Below are 16,578 nucleotides of genomic sequence, written 5' to 3'. Positions count from 1 at the left end.
GGTCACCTCACAAGGTGACCGGCCGGCGTCGTACTTCACTTAGCTTTCCCGAGTTTTTGTACAGATAATGGCCCCTAAACCGCCCGGAAGTCGTGACAAGTGGACAAAAACTCCTCCCGGATGGACCGCGGGACCTCGGGCGCCACCCCCTAGAGGCTGGCAGATTCCTCCAGATCAGGGACATCGTCGTCGGAGTTGCCGCCTGCAAGGGGGCCGGCAGCCGCTGGCCGCGAAGATCTATCCGGCCTATGAAGTGGAGCCGGGAAACATTTTCTCGTCCGCAGCTGAAAGCTGCGGTGAAGAGTGCCTCATGAGCTTTCCCATGCTTGCCCGGTCCTTCCTGATGATCTTCAGGCACTGTCCGGACGCCAGTACCGGAGCCCGCCGCTGGTGGCGCCGTCGCGCGTGACGTCGACGACGACGTACGGGAACGCCCGGCGGTCCGACTGGTCAGGTCCGCGGCCGCGGACATCCGAACTCCACGTGCCGGTGTTGACGTACCTGGTGGGGCACGCCTCGAGCGCCGCCTCGAGGGCCCGGTGGGTGTGGCCCGAGACGTACCAGGCCACCCCGGAACCGTGCGCTTCAAGGGTGCGTGCGAACCGGCCCGCTGCGGCAGGGGCCTGCTCACCGGTGACTCTCCGCCCGGCGGCCGCAAGCAGCATGCGGGTTGCGGCGACCGGGAGTGCCGACACCGTCCGGAACCGGGAAAGGTGCGCCAGGTCCCGAACGGCAACCTCGTCAAGCGCGAGCCGCAGTGACTCGGCCTGCAACAGCTGGAAGTATGCGAGCTTCCGGACGCGGCGTTCGGCCCGCTCGGATGCCAGACAGGCCCGGACAAGGGCACCTGCACGGCGCAGGGGCGACCTCGACGGATCGGCGTTCCAGGCGGCGAGCGGTGGCAGGTCCAGCTCGTCGGTCCCGTTGATCGCCACGCGGAGCACCTCGGGCATCCGGTGCAGCGCGTGGTGCTGGTGGCCATGCTCGGCCACGAGCACGTGCGGCACGTGCAGGAACCACGGGTACACCCGGACCCGCGCCGGCTCGGCGGGTGACAACAGCTCCGACAGGCGGGCGGCAACCGAGGGCCGGGCCAGCTCGGCGTCGTGGTTGCCGCACACGAAGTGCAGCTGCACGCCGCGCGCCGCACACGCCTGCAGCGCCCAGAACGTGTCCGGGTGGTGGGTGAGGATGGACTCGAGCCGGGCCAGGCTTTCATCTTCGGCGAAACCGACCAGCTCGAACGTGTCACCGACGAAGGCGACGTGCTGCGGACCTGAGGCGGCGAGCACCTCGCGGCACAGGAACTGGGGCAGCACTCTGCCGGGGCACCGCGGGTCGTCTTCGGACACGCCCAGGTGGAGGTCGCTGAGGAGCCACCACTGCCCCGCGCGTTCCACGCGTTCCACGCGGGCAGTCCCGGAAGGCGTGGAAGGAAGAGGCGCCGGTACATCGTCCACGGGCCACGGAGCCTCTGCCAGGTGTGTGCTCCGGCTCATCGGACTTCGGAGGGCGAACAAACCCGGCCAGCCAAAGTGCCCCTCGATATAGGGGTCGATCCCCTGGGTGCGCGAGAGGGCGTCAACGATGCCTGGATCACGGAATGCGAGCGCATCGCCCTGTACGGCCGCCACGAAGGCTCCGGTCCCGAAGAACACGAGCACCAGCATCAGGGCGAGCCACATCACAACCGGCCACATGTACCGGGGGTTCCAGCGTCCCCCGGTGCGGCCGGCTCCATCGATCGTGTGGGTCATCGCGCGTCCTGCGTGACGCGCCGGAGGACGGCGACCAGCCTAATGCCGACCACCGCGGCCCCGATCGAGAGCACCACCAGCCACGCAAGGGCCATGGCGCTGGCGCCCCTGTCGGTAGCCGACAGCGCCGAGGCGCAGAGGGCGGTTCCGAGAATCACGCCGACGACGATCGCCTCCGCGTAGCGGCCGCGGGCCCGGCAGACGGCGTTGTAGGCCTGCAGCACCGCATACGGTACCAGTCCGGCCGCCAACCACCGCAGAGCGCCGGCGGACGAGTCGGCGTACCGCTCCCCCAGCAGACTGAGCAGCGGGTGAGCGAGGAGGACGAGGACGGCCGCGCCCAGGCCTCCTACCGTGAGCGACCAGCGGAGACTCGCCCAGGTGGTTGACACCAGGCGGTCCGCGTCGCGGACACCCTCGGAGAACTGGACGATGCCCATCAGCACCGGAGCGGTGTAGGCGGCCCAGGCCATCATCCACGCCGGATACCAGTAGGCGGCGGCCTCCGGCGCGACGATGTGCGCGAGCAGGAGCGGCAGCACCAGCCCGGGGGCGCGCTCGGTGAGCGTGAGGAGCTGGTGCGGAATGCCCAGCGCCAGCAGTGAACCGCCGCGCGCCGCGCGCAGGGACGGTCGCGGCCGGTACCCGACCAGTCTTCGCAGCTGGACCGCCCCGACGACGCACGCCACGGCCGTCCCGAGGGTCCAGCAGGCCATCAGAACGTCGGCCGAGGCGCCAGGTGCCCGCCACGCCGCGAGTGCTGCAGCCGCGAGGGAGACCCCGCCGCCCCACGCATACCTCGAGGTCGCGCTGGCACCGCGTCCCAACGCCACGAGCGCCTGGTCCAGCACGATGACCATGGTTCCGGCCACGGCAGCCACGAGGAACGTGAGCCAGAAGAGAACAGATGCCGACGCCGTGTCCGGGGCGACGGCAGACTGCAGCACCAGGTAGCCGAGGGCCAGTGCTGTTCCGGCGACCCCCACGATGGCGAACGCCGCGTCCAGCACCCGCGCGGGCGGCTCCCCCCGCCCCACCGAGACGATCACGGCAGACCCGGCGCCCAGCACCGCTAGCTGCGTGCAGATCATCACCGCCGAAACCGCGGCCGTGGTGAGCCCGACCTCACGGTCGGACGTCGCGCGCGCGGCCACGATCCAGAAGGCGAAACCAGCGCCCGTTTGGGCAGCCTTGGCCACGACGAGGCCGAGCGAGCTGCGCAGGGCGGAGTGCCGGACGATCGAGGCGTCCGCGACGGCGGTACCACGTTTAGCCCTCACGCCCCTGGACATCACGACGCGAGACCCCTTGTCAGGCCCACGTAGTTGTACCAGCAGAAGGCGAGGTAGTAGCGCAGCCACCGGGGCTGGCCCGCGGCGAGGCTCAGGGCGCCGCCCCGGACTGCCGCGGCGGCGGGAAGCAGCGCCAGCCTCGCGCCGCGCCACCCGTGCTTGCGGACCATCCGTCCCAGACCCGTTCCGTCCATGAGGAACTGGTCGAGCGCGAAGTCGAAGTCGTCCGCGGCGAAGCGGTGTTCGACGACGACCCGGCGTGACACTGCCGTTCGCAGCCCTGACTGCCGCATCCGCCAGCGCAGCTCGATGTCCTCCCCCGACTTGAATGAGTCGTCGAAACCCACGCCCAGCAGCAGCTCCCGGTCGACGACTGTCGCCACGAGCCCGAACCAGTTGCGGCTGCGGCCGGTGCGGTGGTGATGTGCCAGCGCCTGCCCCCAGTAGCCGGGTCCACCGACACTCTCCAGACCGGCCTGGAGGGCATCGTAGCCGCCCTCCACCAGCTCCGTGAGCAGGTCGGCGACCCCCGCGGGCCCGAACACGACGTCGGTGTCGACGAGCAGGACCCACCGGGTTCTGCTGCTCCGCACACCGAGCGTTCGAGCCCATGGCAGGCCGCGGCCCTCATCACTGAGGACCCGGGCGCCGGCCGCAAGGGAAAGTTCGACGGTGCGGTCAGTCGATAATCCGTCCACCACGATGATCTCGGCGACACCGGACTGACGCAGGGCCTCCAGACAGCGCGGGAGCATCTGCTCGGCGTTGCGGGCCGGAACGACCGCGGTGACCTCGGCAGGGCTGTGACCCACTGTGTCCTCCTCAGGCCTGCTCGTCGAGGACGGACGGCAGCAGCTGCTCGAGATGCCGGACGATGTCATCCGATGCCTCGTCAGCCGTGTACGCGGAGGGCACCTGCAGCAGGTGGCAGGGCCGTCCGTCGAGCGCCTTGCTCAGCACGAGCCCCTTCGCCGCGAAGTGCTCGCGCCACGGGACGACGGACGTGGCCGCCAGGCCGGTCACGACCCGCTGCGAGAAGCCCGCCATCTCGATGTGGAAGTTGCCGAGCATGCGGTCGACCATCCATTCGTTCGTCCGCTCGACCATCCGGGACCGGGCACCCTCGAAGCGCTCGACATAGACGGCGGCCGCAAGCGGGGCCGAGGCCGTCACTTCCCGCCCCGGGAACGCGGTCCCCGGCGTAACCATGCGGTGCTCCGGCGACCATCGCCTGGAGAAGTCCGCAAGGCGCGGATAACGGATGACGTACGGGTGGACCACTGTGGTGAGACGGCCGACGCTCCCCGAGAACCGCGACGGGACCAGGGGCTTCCGGACACCTTCGAACAGGTGCGGGTAGATGACCCGGTGGTGTGGCTTGATAAACATCGGCTTCGCGTAGCCGAGCAGCGTGGCGTCCTCGGCGAGGAAGGCCCAGTCGTCGCCCATGAAGGACCACCCCTCGCGCCGCATCAGCTTGGCGACGGTGCTGGTCTTACCGGTCCCTCCGGCGGCGGGCAGCGCGATCGCGTGACCCCGGTACGCCATCGTTGCGGCGTGGATCATGGCGGCTCCCCTATCCACCATGGCGGAATCGAGAACAGGGACCACCGTGGTCAGCAGCTCTCCCGGCCCGTGAATGCGCCATTGCTCTGCATCCCTCACGACCTGGACCCGATCGGCCTGGAAACGCACGCTGTCCCCCGTGTAAAGGAGCTCGTGTTCCAGCAGACCCGCATCCAACATCGGCTCCGGCCGGTCGTCGACGACGACGTCGGCCGGCCGTTCGGTGTCACTGGCGAAACAAGCCAGCATGGTCTTGAGCTGGGCCGCTGCCGGCGCCTTTGCGTCGATGCGGATCGTGACGCGGCCGTGGATGTCGAAGTTCAGTGCGTTGGTCTGCCGGGTGTGCATGATCGTCCCCTGTCTGGGTGGTGGGTCGGTCGGAAGGTGGTGCTGGTGTGGACCGTGTCGGCCGTGTCGTGGTGAAGGGCTTCACCACGACACGGGAACGTGTACCTACTTCTGCAGTGTGAGCACCAGCTTGGGTGCGGCCGTGCTGCCGGCTTCCTTGGAGTTGAGCTCCAGGCCGTCACTGCTGCCGGAGTCCAGACCCAGTGAGAGCTGTTGGCCGAGCTCACCGGTCACCGCGCCGGCTGTCAGCGAAACGCTGTAGCTGGTATTGGTGGCTGTCGGGCCGAGGCTGCCGATGCTGGTGCCTAGCGCCGGACGGTTGCTGAACGTGATTCCGCTCTCGGTCCAGCTGTCAGTGGCGACCAGCTTGACGTTCTGCGTACCCGCCGACCCGTTCCCGCCGCTGCGCAACTGCAACGTCGCGCCCGACAGTGTCCTGCCCGCATACGGCGACAGGTCGAACTTCAGGTACGTGGCCTCCACCGGGCTGTTGTCCACACGCATCGTGGTGCTCGTGCCGAAGTTTGCCCCCGCCGTCCCGCTCGACACATAGCTGTCAGCGGTGGCCGTGAGCGTGACGGTCTCGGTCGTACCACCACCGCCACCACCAGCACCGCCGCTGGGGTCGTAATAGTGCCAGTACCGGCTGGTGGCGTTCACATCGGCGAGCACCAGCAGGCCGCTGTTGGCCGTGCCCCAGGCCGTACTGTTGAGGTTCTGCTTCGTCGACGTTACGTTGTGGACATACTGGTCGGCGTCCACGACCCGGGCCGTCTTCGCGGTGGTGAAGCTGATGCTGTCCAACGGTGTGGACTTCTCGTAGATCGCACCGCCTGAGCTGGTGCAGACACCGGCGTTCGTCGTGCCACTCGGTTTCGGATAGGTAGCAAAGGTACGCAATCTCTGCGTGCTCTCATCAATCATGACGATCACACGGTTCGGGCACTCGGCCACGGTCGCGATCGTGTGCGCCGACCACGCCGTACCGTTGAATGCCAACAGCTGGATCAGCGGCTGGGACGCCGACGTGAACGACGTCTTAATGGCCGCGAAAACCCGGCCGGTCGAGGCGTCCAGCCACTTCAGGTTCATATGGTCATCACCGCTGCGCAGCCCCTTCACCGCCGCCACAGGAGTGGTCCAGGAAGTGTTCGCCCCTCCATCGACGTGGGAGCTCCAGTACATGCCGTCGGTGGCGTCACCGACCTGCCGGCTCCACATCACACCGACCTTGCCGGGTCCAAACGCGATCAGAGCCGAAGTATCGTCCACAGACACATTGCCCAGCGACGCAGGATGCGGGAACGGCGTCCCCCACGTCGCGCCATCCGTGCCGGTGACATTCAGGTAGATCCGGTTGCCCTGCTGCCACGTGGCCCAGACCCGGCCGGTCGAATCCTTATCGATAGACAGTGTCTCGACCTTGTGGTTGTTGATGTCTGAAGAAGAACCCAGCCTCGAGTATGTCTTCGTACTCGCGTTGTAGCTGTAACGCCGCATCGTCGACGGGAAGTTCGGCTCGGCCGGCAGCCCGTCGTTGACGAACCGGTAGCTTGCCACATACAACGTCGACCCGTCCCACAACACGTCATGATGGGTGTTCGCCCGCGTCTCAGTCGTCACACCCGTATCGACCCACGAGCTCGTCGCTGCGTTGAACCGGAAGATATGGAAATCCGAGGTAGCAGTGTCCCACAGGTTCCCCCACCAGATCCCGTCGTTGAACCACAGCGCATTCGTCTGCCGCTTCGTACCCGTCGGCGTCCCTGTTCCGGAATGCGACAGACCCTGAACCCCGACATCACCTACAGCAGCCGTCGCCGTAACCGGCACCACCAGAACACCCAGCGCAAGCAACAGGGCCCCCAGCAGTGCAGGGAGCCCCAGATTCCGCGACGCGCGCCGGTGAGGACCAGCCGAGCGACCACCTCCCCGCACTCTGCCAAGCCGGGACGTCCTGCGACCCCTGCCACTCCCGCCTGTAGGAGTGAATGCAGAGTCCAGTAACGTTGCCCCCCGGAGCTGAACGTCGACATGTTTAGGGATGCCCACTAGCCTCACCACTTTTGAAGTTGTCTGCCTATGCCAGTCCCGAGCAACCCTCCCAATTGGGTACGAGAAATCGAAGCGCCTGCTGCTGCGGTCCTGGCAACTTGCGTGCACTCCCCCCTCGGAACATGTTCAGCTGAACAACTTGTAAAAAGCTTGGCTTTTCCTGAACCGGCCCCAGTTTTTGGGGGTTGAGAATCTGTAAGTTTCCGGAAAGATTGCTCGGAGCTGGCCGATAGCTGCCAGCTCATGAAGTCCGTCGCGTGGCCCGCCAAAGGTCTAGAAGCGGTCCCTGATTCAGGGCGTGGCGCAGGCGCGGGATCGGCGGGTTTCCCTCCATGTCCAGGATGAGATCGTACCGGCCGGCGTCTGCGAAGTCCTCACGGATCTACATCTCCGGACTGCAGGACACAGAACGGCTCCTGAACGCCTCCGGAGCACTCGATTCGCTCGTGGCCCACGGCGTGAAGCGGAGATAAGTGGTTCGTCACGAAGGCGGTGCCGCCTACATGGCCGAGACGGACGGGAAGATCGAGCCCGCCCTGCACCCGGCCATTCCCGTGGCGATGGCCGGCATGACCAGCTTCGATTCCAAGGCTGTGGCGGCGGCCCTGATGTACTCCTCCAAGCCCCTGAACACCGCCTGCTGCTGATCGGCTTAGGAATCGGCAGCAACCGGGGACACGACCGCAGGACAGATACAAAAAAGAGCCCCCTGTCGGATTCGAACCGACGACCCCCGCTTTACAAGAGCGGTGCTCTGGCCAACTGAGCTAAGGAGGCGTGCCCGTCAGGGCAGGCGCCGCAACGGCGCTAGATAAGGTTAGCCCACAGAGCGCCCGCCCGTAAAAACGGACAGGCGCTTAAGCGAACAGTGGCCCGGCTCCGGAAAAATCCGGGACCGGGCCACTGCCCTGTTCAGGAGGAACGCTTAGGCCTTGGCCTTGATGGCCGCGTCTACGAAGGCCGGGAATTCGGTCTGGGCGCTGTCGCCCTTGCCCCACTGCTTGCCGTCAACGAGGACCGTCGGAGTGCCGGTCACGCCAATGGCTGCGGCTTCCTGGGTGGTGTACTTGACCCAGGGACGGTACGTCTTGTTCTCCACGCAGGAGCCGATGTCCTTGGCGCCGACGTCCGTGGCCATCTTCTTCAGCTCGTCGTCGGAAAGCCCGGCGCTGCCTTCAGCCGGCTGCTTGTCAAAGAGCGCGTTCACGAAGTCGGAGTACTTCTCCGGGGACTCGTTCACCACGCAGGCAGCGGCGTTGGCTGCGCGCGAGGAGTAGTTCGTGGTGGAGCGGCTGTCCAGGAAGCCCAGGGCCCGGTACTCCACGGTGATCTTGCCTTCGTCACGGAGCTTCGTCAGGGTCTCGTTGTACGTCGCCTCGAAGTTCTTGCAGACGGGGCAGATGAAGTCGATGTAGAGGACCACCTTGACCGGTTTGCCCTTTTCGGCTTCCGCCCCGGGCGCCGTGACGGTTGCCGGCGCCGAGGCTGCCGGCGACGGAATGTCCGCAACGTTCACGTTGGCAGCGGCGGACTTGGCAACTTCGCTGCCCTTGAGCAGGGTGATGCCACCATGGACGTTGCCGTTGGCAGGCGTGGGGCCCTGGTCTGCCACCGGGGCGTTGTTCCGGATGTTGCTGGTCACCACCAGGGCGATGACGGCAAGGATGGCCACGACGGCCACCACAATGCCCCAGCCAATGAGCAGTTTGTTCCGCTTGTCCTTCTTAAGCTGTGCCTCGCGGATTTCGCGGGCCTTCTCGCGGGCCTGGGCCGTGCGTTCTGCTTTGGACTGGCGGGGTTCGTTTGCGGGGCTCATCAGTTCCTCGTGTCGTGCGGACAGGTGCGGACCACCCAGGGGCAACTCCCCCAGTTTAGGGGAGAACACCGGAGCTTGCGCTTTCAAGCATTCGTTCAGCCTGACCAACGGACGAATGGCCCGGAAGATTCCAGCCCGTTAAGGTTGATTAAAGCCATAAGCAACCTGAGGGAGCACCCATGCACGGAGCTGTAAGCGATAAATCCGACACAAAAACGGAAAGCGCGGCCGTGCCCGGCAGCAGCTCAGAAGCCACCGAGCACGCCACCAAGGAGGCCAGCAAGGACACCGCCAAGTACGACTTCATGGTGGTCTCAAACCGCCTGCCGGTGGACCGTTGCGCACCGGGCGAGCCCGGCGATGACGGCTCCGGCTGGCGGCGCTCGCCCGGCGGCCTGGTAACCGCCCTTGCCCCCATGATGACCAGGACGGACGGCGCCTGGGTGGGATGGCACGGTGCCGCCGACGAGACCGTCGAGCCGTTCAGCCACGGCGGCATGGACCTTGTCCCGGTCCAGCTCAGCAGCGATGAAGTCGAGCTGTATTACGAAGGCTTCTCCAACGCGACACTGTGGCCCCTGTACCACGATGTCATCGCCCCGCCTGAGTTTCACCGGACCTGGTGGGACGCTTACCGCACGGTGAACAGAAGGTTCGCCGACGCCGTCGTCCGTACTGCAGACGAGGGCGCAACCGTCTGGGTGCAGGACTACCAGCTCCAGCTGGTGCCGCGGATGCTGCGCCATGCGCGGCCGGACCTGAAAATCGGGTTCTTCAACCACATCCCCTTCCCACCGCCGGAAATCTTCGCCCAGCTCCCCTGGCGCCGGGCCATCATCGACGGGCTGTTGGGTGCCGACCTGGTGGGCTTCCAGCGCAGCAGCGACGCCGGCAACTTCATGCGTTCGGCCAGGCGCTTCCTCGGCGCCAGCGTCAAGCAGCAGCAGGTCCACGTCAAAGATGCCGACGGCGAGCACACCCACATTGCGCGCGCCCAGGCCTTCCCCATTTCCATCGACGTCCAGCACATCACTGAACTGGCGCAGAAGCCCGAGATCATCGAACGCTCCCGCCAGATCCGGCAGGACCTCGGCAACCCCAACACCATCCTGCTGGGCGTGGACCGGCTGGACTACACCAAGGGCATCGGCCACCGCCTCAAGGCCTACGAAGAGCTCCTTAAGGAAGGCAAGCTCAAGGTGGGCGACGCGACACTGATCCAGGTTGCCAGCCCCAGCCGCGAGCGCGTGGAACAGTACCGGCTCCTCCGCGAGGAGGTCGAAGGCACCGTGGGCCACATCAACGGCACCTACGACACCATCGAAAACACGGCGGTGCGCTACCTGCACCACAGCTACCCGGTGGAAGAAATGGTCGCCCTGTATCTGGCCGCGGATGTCATGCTGGTCACCGCCCTGCGGGACGGCATGAACCTCGTGGCCAAGGAGTACGTCACCGCCCGCACCAACAACGACGGCGCCCTCGTCCTCAGCGAGTTCGCCGGCGCCGCGGACCAGCTCAAGCAGGCGCTGCTGATGAACCCGCACGACATCGACGGACTCAAGGACGCCGTGATGCGGGCCGTCGATATGACACCCAAGGAGGCCGCACGCCGCATGCGCGCAATGCGCAAGCAGATCCTGGACCACGACGTCGACCATTGGTCGGCCGACTTCCTGAACGCCCTGAACGAGAAGGTGGTCCGCGATGACTCCTGAGGCAGAGCACACCGAAGAGGCCGGAAGCAGCCGGCTGACACTGTCCCCCGAACTGCTGGAAGCGGTGCGCCGCATCGCCGGCACTGAGCAGCTGCTGGTGGCCATGGACTTTGACGGCACCATCTCCCCCATCGTGGACCACGCCGGGGACGCGCGCCCGCTCCCCCGCTCGGCTGCCGCCTTCGCCGAACTGGCCGCACTGCCGCGTACGACGACGGCACTCATCTCCGGGCGGGCACTGGACAGTTTGCGTGCGGTCGCCTCCCCGCCGGAGGAGACCCTGCTGATCGGAAGCCACGGGGCCGAGGCGTGGCTGGGTCCGGGCTCCGCACCGCTGACCCTCGATCCCGAGCAGCTGTCGCTGCTCGACGAGGTCAGGAGCGTTCTGGCGGAGATCGTGGCAGTGGCTCCCGGGACCGTCCTGGAGGAGAAGCCTGCCGGCGTCGTGCTGCACACCCGGCTGGCGGCGGACGACGTCGCCGAGGATGCCGTCGCGGCCGCGCGGGCTGCGCTCCAGGACCGCCCGGGCGTCTACCTCAAGAACGGCAAGCGCGTCCTGGAGACCTCAGTGGTGCACGCCTCCAAGGGCGAGGGCGTCGACTTCCTCCGCCAGGCCACCGGCGCCACGGGTGTGCTGTTCGCCGGCGACGACACCACCGACGAGGACGCCCTGGCACGCCTCGGGCAGGACGACGTCGGCGTGAAGGTGGGCCTCGACTTCACCCAGGCGCAGTTCCGGGTGGAGGCACCGGTCCACATCGCCGAACTCCTCGAGGCACTGCTGCGGGAACGCCGGAAGGCCATTACCGCGAGCTAAGCGAACCCTGTGGGGCATCTCATATGTGACGTCCGTAACATTTTGTCCGATTCGCGATTAACCTGACATACTCTTCTTTGTGATGTGGCGCACAGGAACCGTGCGGCGTCACTCGATGCTCCTCGGCCCGCGCCGGGGAGTCATCATGTAGGGCACAACTGAATTACATGAACCATTCACAACGGATCGTCCGGCACGTACCTGCCGGTGAAGGGATTGATAACTGTGGCAACAGTTACTTTTGACAACGCTACGCGTCTGTACCCGGGCACAGAAAAGCCCGCTGTTGACAAGCTCAACATCGAAATCGCCGACGGCGAATTCCTGGTCCTCGTTGGACCCTCCGGTTGCGGTAAGTCCACCTCCCTGCGCATGCTCGCAGGCCTCGAGGACGTCAACGCCGGCCGGATCCTCATTGGCGACCGCGATGTCACCGACGTTCCGCCGAAGGACCGCGACATCGCGATGGTTTTCCAGAACTACGCGCTGTACCCGCACATGACCGTGGCGGACAACATGGGCTTCGCCCTCAAGATCGCCGGTGTCAGCAAGGAAGAGCGTGCAGAGCGCGTCCGCGAAGCCGCAAAGCTCCTGGACCTCGAGCAGTACCTGGACCGCAAGCCGAAGGCCCTCTCCGGTGGTCAGCGCCAGCGCGTTGCCATGGGCCGCGCCATCGTGCGTAACCCGCAGGTCTTCCTCATGGACGAGCCGCTCTCCAACCTGGACGCCAAGCTCCGCGTCCAGACCCGCACCCAGATCGCTTCCCTCACCCGCCGCCTGGGCGTCACCACTGTTTACGTGACGCACGACCAGGTCGAGGCCATGACCATGGGCGACCGCGTTGCGGTCCTCAAGGATGGCCTGCTGATGCAGGTGGACACCCCGCGCAACCTGTACGACCGCCCGAAGAACGTCTTCGTGGCAGGCTTCATTGGTTCCCCCGCCATGAACCTGCTGGAACTTCCCGTGGTCGACGGCGGCGTCCAGTTCGGCGGCACCGTTTACCCTGTGCCGCGCAACATCCTTGAAGAGGCGCACGGCCAGACCGTCACCCTTGGTTCCCGGCCCGAAGACCTCGAGACCGCCGCCCAGGGCGAAGGCATCCAGGTCGAGGTCGACGTCGTCGAAGAGCTCGGCGCCGATGCTTACGTCTACGGGCACACGACGCTGGACGGCAAGACCCACGACATCGTGGCCCGCGTCGACGGCCGCCGTCCTCCGATGAAGGGCGAGTCCATCTGGGTCCGCCCGCAGTCCGGGCACGTGCACCTGTTCGACACCAAGACCGGTGAGCGCCTGGGCGACTAATCCGCACCGGCACCCTAACCTCGCTCCGCTTCGGCCAGGGAACCCTGCCGGCGTGGGCCCAAGGTAATTGAACGAAAAACTGGCGGCGGCCCTCCTGACTGGACGGGCCGCCGTCGGGCTTTAACTGCCGTGCCCTTTAGGCACCCCCTGCAAAATACGGAAGAATTGACCCATGACCGAGGAACACAACGCGCAGTGGCACGACGAACCCACCGACTATGGGCAGATCGGCAAGCTGCCGCGGTTCGAAGCAGCCAGCGCCAATGACGACAAGGCAACCTCGGTCGCCAGCAACCTCAACATCACGGCCGCTGCCGCCGACCCCGAGCTCCTCGACCTGCCCTGGCACATCGCACTTGAGGACTGGCCGGCGGAACACCTGGCCGCACTCCCCCGTGGTATCTCCCGGCACATCGTGCGGTTCGCCCACCTCGGCGGTTCCGTCATCGCCATCAAGGAAACGTCCGAGCACGTCGCCCGCCACGAGTACCACATGCTCCGCAAGCTCGCCCGGCTGGACGTGCCCTGCGTGGAGCCCGTCGCCGTAATCACCGGACGCACCACCCCCGACGGCCGCCCCCTGAACCCGGTCCTGGTGACCCGCCACCTGAAGTTCTCCATGCCGTACCGCGCGCTCTTCTCCCAGATGCTGCGCAAGGACACGCTCACCCGGCTCATCGACGCCCAGGCGCTGCTGCTGGTCCGGCTGCACCTCATCGGCTTCTACTGGGGCGACGTCTCGCTCTCCAACACCCTGTTCCGCCGCGACGCCGGCGCCTTCGCCGCCTACCTGGTGGACGCCGAAACCGGCGAACTGTACCCGGACCTCTCCACCGGCCAGCGCGAGTACGACCTCGAAATCGCCCGCGTCAACATCGCCGGCGAGCTCATGGACCTCCTCGACGGCGGTTTGATCGAGGAGAAGGTGGACCCTGTGGCCACCAGTGAACTTATCATGGAGAGCTACCGGCGGCTGTGGACGGAGCTGACAGCCAAGGAATCCTTCGAACTGGGTGAGCGCTGGCGAGTCGGCGCCCGCATCCGCCGGCTCAACGAACTCGGCTTCGATGTCGAAGAGTACGCCATCAAGACCACCCAGAACGGTTCCACCATCCAGCTGCAGCCCAAGGTTGTCGACGCCGGACACCACATGCGCCGCCTGCTGCGGCTGACCGGCCTGGACGCCCAGGAGAACCAGGCGCGCCGCCTGCTCAATGACATGGACACGTTCCGGGCGGACAACAACCCGGACATGGACGAGGAATACAGTGCGCACCTGTGGGTCAGCCAGATCTTCGAGCCGATCGTGCGCTCCATCCCCCGGGACCTGTCCGGCAAGCTCGAACCTGCCGAGGCCGTGCACGAGGTCCTCGAGCACCGCTGGTACATGTCCGAGAAGCAGGAACGGCACATCCCCCTGGCCGAGGCCGTGCAGTCCTACATCGACTCCATCCTGCGTCACCGCCGCGACGAGGCCGCCATCATGCTGAACCCGGACACCGAGCTGCTGAAGATCCTCGCCGTGGAAACCGAGGAGTCCCGGTACGGGGCCGATGAGACCGAGGACGAGTACCCCGACGCCGACGACTGAGCTGCTCAGTGGCCCCTGGCGGGCGCTGTTTTAGATCGCCTTGCCGGGGTTAAGGATGCCGGCGGGATCGAAGAGGTTCTTGATCCGGCGCTGCAGTTCCCTGAGCGGCTCGGGCTGTTCCAGGCCCAGCCAGCGCAGCTTGTACTGCCCCACGCCGTGCTCGCCGGTGATGGTGCCGCCCATTTCGAGGGCAGCCACGATCGATGCGTCGAGTGCCTTGTTGAGACGGCCCATGGCGCCTGCGTCCACCTCGTCGTTCACGCGGTCGATCCAGAATGTCGGGTGGAGGTTGCCGTCTCCGGCATGGGCCACCACCTTCAGGCTGACGTCGTGAACCTTGGCCAGCGCTTCGAGGGCCGCCACGTAGTCCACCAGCCTGGAGCGCGGCACGGCCACGTCCTCGCCCACGCGGTACTCGTCGTCCACCTCCACGCCACGGCTGTTCCGCCGCAGTTCCACCAGCTGTTCCGCCTCGGCACTGGCCTCGGTAGTGACCACGGCACCGCCGGCCGCCAGGACCTGCCGCACGACGTCGGCCTCCGCCGCCGCACCGAAGCCGTCGGTCTGGACCAGCAGCAGCGACGCTCCGCGGGACGCCAGATCCGAGCCGTGCAGATCGTCCAGCTGGGCGAGCGAGCCGCCGTCGAGCAGTTCCATGATGGCCGGCTGCACGCGCGCCTTGCCGACGGCGAGCACACCGGCCGCCGCCTGCCGGAAATCGGGGTAGAACGCGGCGATGGTGTGAACTTCGCGGGGCAGGTACTTCAGCCGGACCGTCGCGCCGACCACAATGCCCAGTGTGCCCTCGGAACCCACGAACAGCCCGGTCAGGTCATAGCCGGCGACGCCCTTGAAGGTCTGGTGCCCGGTGTGCAGCAGCGAGCCGTCCGCGAGGACCACGTCCAGGGCCAGTACGGAATCGCGGGTGACGCCGTACTTGGCACACCGCAGCCCACCCGCATTCGTGGCCACGTTGCCGCCGATGGTGGACATCCTGAAGCTGGCCGGGTCCGGCGCGAACATGAGCCCGTGCGCCGCGGCGGCGTCGTTCAGGTCGGCGTTGATAACGCCGGGTTCGACGACGGCGGTCTCGTCATCCGCGTTGAGCTCCAGAATGCGGTTCATCCGTTCCAGGCCGAGGACGACGCAGCCTTCACTGGCGTGGGCTCCGCCCGAGACGCCTGTCCCGGCGCCGCGGGGCACCAGGGGCACGTTCCGGGCCGCGCAGGCTTTGACCGTGGCCTGGACGTCGTCGACAGTCTCGGCCAGAACCACCGCGGCGGGCAGCCGGTAGTCCACCACGGGCGCCTGGTCCACCGCGTACACTGCACGGGTGGCCTCATCCCGGAGGACCTTCCCCGGCCCGAGGATTGATGTCAGTTCGTCAGCGATGCTGCCCATGGATCTCCCGTTCACTCTTACTTGGCTTCAGTCTAAGTGCCGGAAACCCCGCTCTACTCGGCGGCGCCGCCCATGAACCTCACGTACCGCTCCAGCACTTCAGGCCAGTCCTTCTCCCAGGCGGCACGGGTGCCGGAAGGATCCTCGGCACCCTCCCAGCCGTCATGGACCACCCGCACCTCGGTGCCTTCAGCGACACCACGGAACACGACACGAAGCTCGGTGGACCAGAGTGCGGTGCTGCCCGGGTACCAGGACGCGTGGAAGGACAGCGGGGGCTGCCAGTCATCAATGGTTCCCCACGTGGTGCTCCGGCCCTCGTCGGAGGACTCCAGGATTAGGTTCTCCTCGAACTCCACATAGGAGCCGGGTCCGTAAACGCTGTTGGTCTCCATGGGCCACCAGAGATGCGTGTGGTCGGTGAAGCCCATGAACGCGCGCGACACAGGTCCTGGGACCACGACGGTGCAGATGACGGCGTCCAGGTCATCTGCGGGCTCGGGCACGTTGCTGCCGGCGGCGTGGCTGAAGAGGTTTTCCATGGCTACCAACTCTACCGGCCGCACCCCAGACGCTACCTCACCGTCGCCTCAAACCGGACGCTTCCTCAGCTCCTGCCGCCTCCCGCCAAACGCGTCCTCACCTCTGGGTCGGGGTTGCGGAAGCGTTAGGGAAAAGGCGACGAGAGGTGAGGAAGGGCCCGTGGAATGGCGACGGGAAGTGAGGAAGGGTTTGAACGCAGGGAGTGTTTGGACCCGAGGGCTTAAAAGGGTCAGGCCCCGACGTTCATCGTCGGGGCCTGAGCCGTAAATAGTGTCCGGCGGTGACCTACTCTCCCACACCCTCCCGGGTGCAGTACCATCGGCGCTGTGGGTCTTAGCTTCCGGGTTCGGAATGGGACCGGGCGTT

14 protein-coding genes, 1 tRNA gene and 1 rRNA gene are annotated in these 16,578 nt (G+C 66.5%); 6 read left to right on the top strand and 10 right to left on the bottom strand.

Annotated elements, in window-relative coordinates:
• Positions 1-350: 350 nt before the first annotated feature.
• The 5 genes from ACFRAH_RS23770 to ACFRAH_RS23750 all read right to left on the bottom strand — a co-directional run bounded on the left by ACFRAH_RS23770 (position 351) and on the right by ACFRAH_RS23750 (position 6,820).
• Positions 351-1,757, bottom strand: coding sequence for a hypothetical protein (locus tag ACFRAH_RS23770; RefSeq protein WP_377993358.1), 1,407 nt, complete (start codon positions 1,755-1,757; stop codon positions 351-353).
• Complete coding sequence (locus ACFRAH_RS23765; RefSeq protein WP_377993357.1) at positions 1,754-3,037, bottom strand: polysaccharide biosynthesis protein; 1,284 nt, start codon at positions 3,035-3,037, stop codon at positions 1,754-1,756. Before ACFRAH_RS23765 ends, ACFRAH_RS23770 begins: the two co-directional genes overlap by 4 nt.
• A gap of 11 nt (positions 3,038-3,048) precedes the next feature.
• The gene (locus tag ACFRAH_RS23760; protein WP_377993356.1) at positions 3,049-3,861 is read right to left on the bottom strand and encodes a glycosyltransferase; all 813 of its coding nucleotides are present in this window, start codon (positions 3,859-3,861) and stop codon (positions 3,049-3,051) included.
• Positions 3,862-3,871: 10 nt separating this feature from the next.
• A complete protein-coding gene (locus ACFRAH_RS23755) occupies positions 3,872-4,963 on the bottom strand; it encodes a hypothetical protein (RefSeq protein WP_377993355.1) in 1,092 nt (363 codons plus the stop codon).
• A 105-nt stretch (positions 4,964-5,068) separates the two neighbouring features.
• Complete coding sequence (locus ACFRAH_RS23750) at positions 5,069-6,820, bottom strand: DNRLRE domain-containing protein (RefSeq protein WP_377993354.1); 1,752 nt, start codon at positions 6,818-6,820, stop codon at positions 5,069-5,071.
• Positions 6,821-7,350: 530 nt separating this feature from the next.
• On the opposite strand from ACFRAH_RS23750, the gene ACFRAH_RS23745 reads away from it, so the two are divergent.
• Positions 7,351-7,491, top strand: a complete 141-nt coding sequence (locus tag ACFRAH_RS23745; protein ID WP_377993353.1) for a hypothetical protein — start codon at positions 7,351-7,353, stop codon at positions 7,489-7,491.
• On the top strand, positions 7,492-7,665 hold the full coding sequence (locus ACFRAH_RS23740; protein ID WP_377993352.1) for a hypothetical protein: 174 nt from the start codon (positions 7,492-7,494) through the stop codon (positions 7,663-7,665).
• A 56-nt stretch (positions 7,666-7,721) separates the two neighbouring features.
• Here the strand turns inward: ACFRAH_RS23740 and ACFRAH_RS23735 are convergent.
• Positions 7,722-7,795 (bottom strand) — tRNA-Thr (locus ACFRAH_RS23735).
• 148 nt (positions 7,796-7,943) lie between these two features.
• A complete protein-coding gene (locus tag ACFRAH_RS23730) occupies positions 7,944-8,834 on the bottom strand; it encodes a DsbA family protein (protein WP_377993351.1) in 891 nt (296 codons plus the stop codon).
• Positions 8,835-9,139: 305 nt separating this feature from the next.
• Between ACFRAH_RS23730 and ACFRAH_RS23725 the strand changes: the two genes are divergently transcribed.
• From ACFRAH_RS23725 to ACFRAH_RS23710, 4 genes are all read left to right on the top strand, one after another.
• Positions 9,140-10,552 carry a trehalose-6-phosphate synthase gene (locus ACFRAH_RS23725; protein ID WP_377993360.1) on the top strand — a complete coding sequence of 471 codons (1,413 nt, stop codon included), beginning with the start codon at positions 9,140-9,142 and terminating at the stop codon, positions 10,550-10,552.
• Positions 10,542-11,369: a trehalose-phosphatase gene (gene otsB, locus ACFRAH_RS23720; RefSeq protein WP_377993350.1), complete on the top strand. Its 828-nt coding sequence runs from the start codon at positions 10,542-10,544 to the stop codon at positions 11,367-11,369. The genes ACFRAH_RS23725 and otsB overlap by 11 nt, the downstream gene beginning before the upstream one ends.
• Before the next feature lie 225 nt (positions 11,370-11,594).
• Complete coding sequence (locus ACFRAH_RS23715; RefSeq protein WP_102973130.1) at positions 11,595-12,677, top strand: ABC transporter ATP-binding protein; 1,083 nt, start codon at positions 11,595-11,597, stop codon at positions 12,675-12,677.
• A 172-nt stretch (positions 12,678-12,849) separates the two neighbouring features.
• Positions 12,850-14,268, top strand: coding sequence for a DUF4032 domain-containing protein (locus ACFRAH_RS23710; RefSeq protein WP_377993349.1), 1,419 nt, complete (start codon positions 12,850-12,852; stop codon positions 14,266-14,268).
• A gap of 30 nt (positions 14,269-14,298) precedes the next feature.
• Here the strand turns inward: ACFRAH_RS23710 and ACFRAH_RS23705 are convergent, their stop codons facing one another.
• The 3 genes from ACFRAH_RS23705 to rrf form a co-directional block, all read right to left on the bottom strand.
• Positions 14,299-15,669, bottom strand: a complete 1,371-nt coding sequence (locus tag ACFRAH_RS23705) for an FAD-binding oxidoreductase (RefSeq protein ID WP_377993359.1) — start codon at positions 15,667-15,669, stop codon at positions 14,299-14,301.
• A 53-nt stretch (positions 15,670-15,722) separates the two neighbouring features.
• Positions 15,723-16,211: a hypothetical protein gene (locus ACFRAH_RS23700; RefSeq protein WP_377993348.1), complete on the bottom strand. Its 489-nt coding sequence runs from the start codon at positions 16,209-16,211 to the stop codon at positions 15,723-15,725.
• 273 nt (positions 16,212-16,484) lie between these two features.
• A 5S ribosomal RNA gene (gene rrf / locus ACFRAH_RS23695) occupies positions 16,485-16,578 on the bottom strand; the annotation flags it as partial.

The organism is Arthrobacter sp. NPDC056727, assembly GCF_042790555.1.
Taxonomy (GTDB): domain Bacteria; phylum Actinomycetota; class Actinomycetes; order Actinomycetales; family Micrococcaceae; genus Arthrobacter.
Note: the sequence above shows the minus strand (reverse complement) of the source record. Positions and strands in the feature narration are given on the sequence as shown.

Coding starts and splice junctions, on each gene's coding strand:
- ACFRAH_RS23725 (WP_377993360.1), top strand. CDS start 9,140: ATGGTGGTCTCAAACCGCCTGCCGGTGGACCGTTGCGCACCGGGCGAG.
- ACFRAH_RS23745 (WP_377993353.1), top strand. CDS start 7,351: ATGTCCAGGATGAGATCGTACCGGCCGGCGTCTGCGAAGTCCTCACGG.
- ACFRAH_RS23730 (WP_377993351.1), bottom strand. CDS start 8,834: ATGAGCCCCGCAAACGAACCCCGCCAGTCCAAAGCAGAACGCACGGCC.
- ACFRAH_RS23710 (WP_377993349.1), top strand. CDS start 12,850: ATGACCGAGGAACACAACGCGCAGTGGCACGACGAACCCACCGACTAT.
- ACFRAH_RS23755 (WP_377993355.1), bottom strand. CDS start 4,963: ATGCACACCCGGCAGACCAACGCACTGAACTTCGACATCCACGGCCGC.
- ACFRAH_RS23705 (WP_377993359.1), bottom strand. CDS start 15,669: ATGGGCAGCATCGCTGACGAACTGACATCAATCCTCGGGCCGGGGAAG.
- ACFRAH_RS23700 (WP_377993348.1), bottom strand. CDS start 16,211: ATGGAAAACCTCTTCAGCCACGCCGCCGGCAGCAACGTGCCCGAGCCC.
- otsB (WP_377993350.1), top strand. CDS start 10,542: ATGACTCCTGAGGCAGAGCACACCGAAGAGGCCGGAAGCAGCCGGCTG.
- ACFRAH_RS23770 (WP_377993358.1), bottom strand. CDS start 1,757: ATGACCCACACGATCGATGGAGCCGGCCGCACCGGGGGACGCTGGAAC.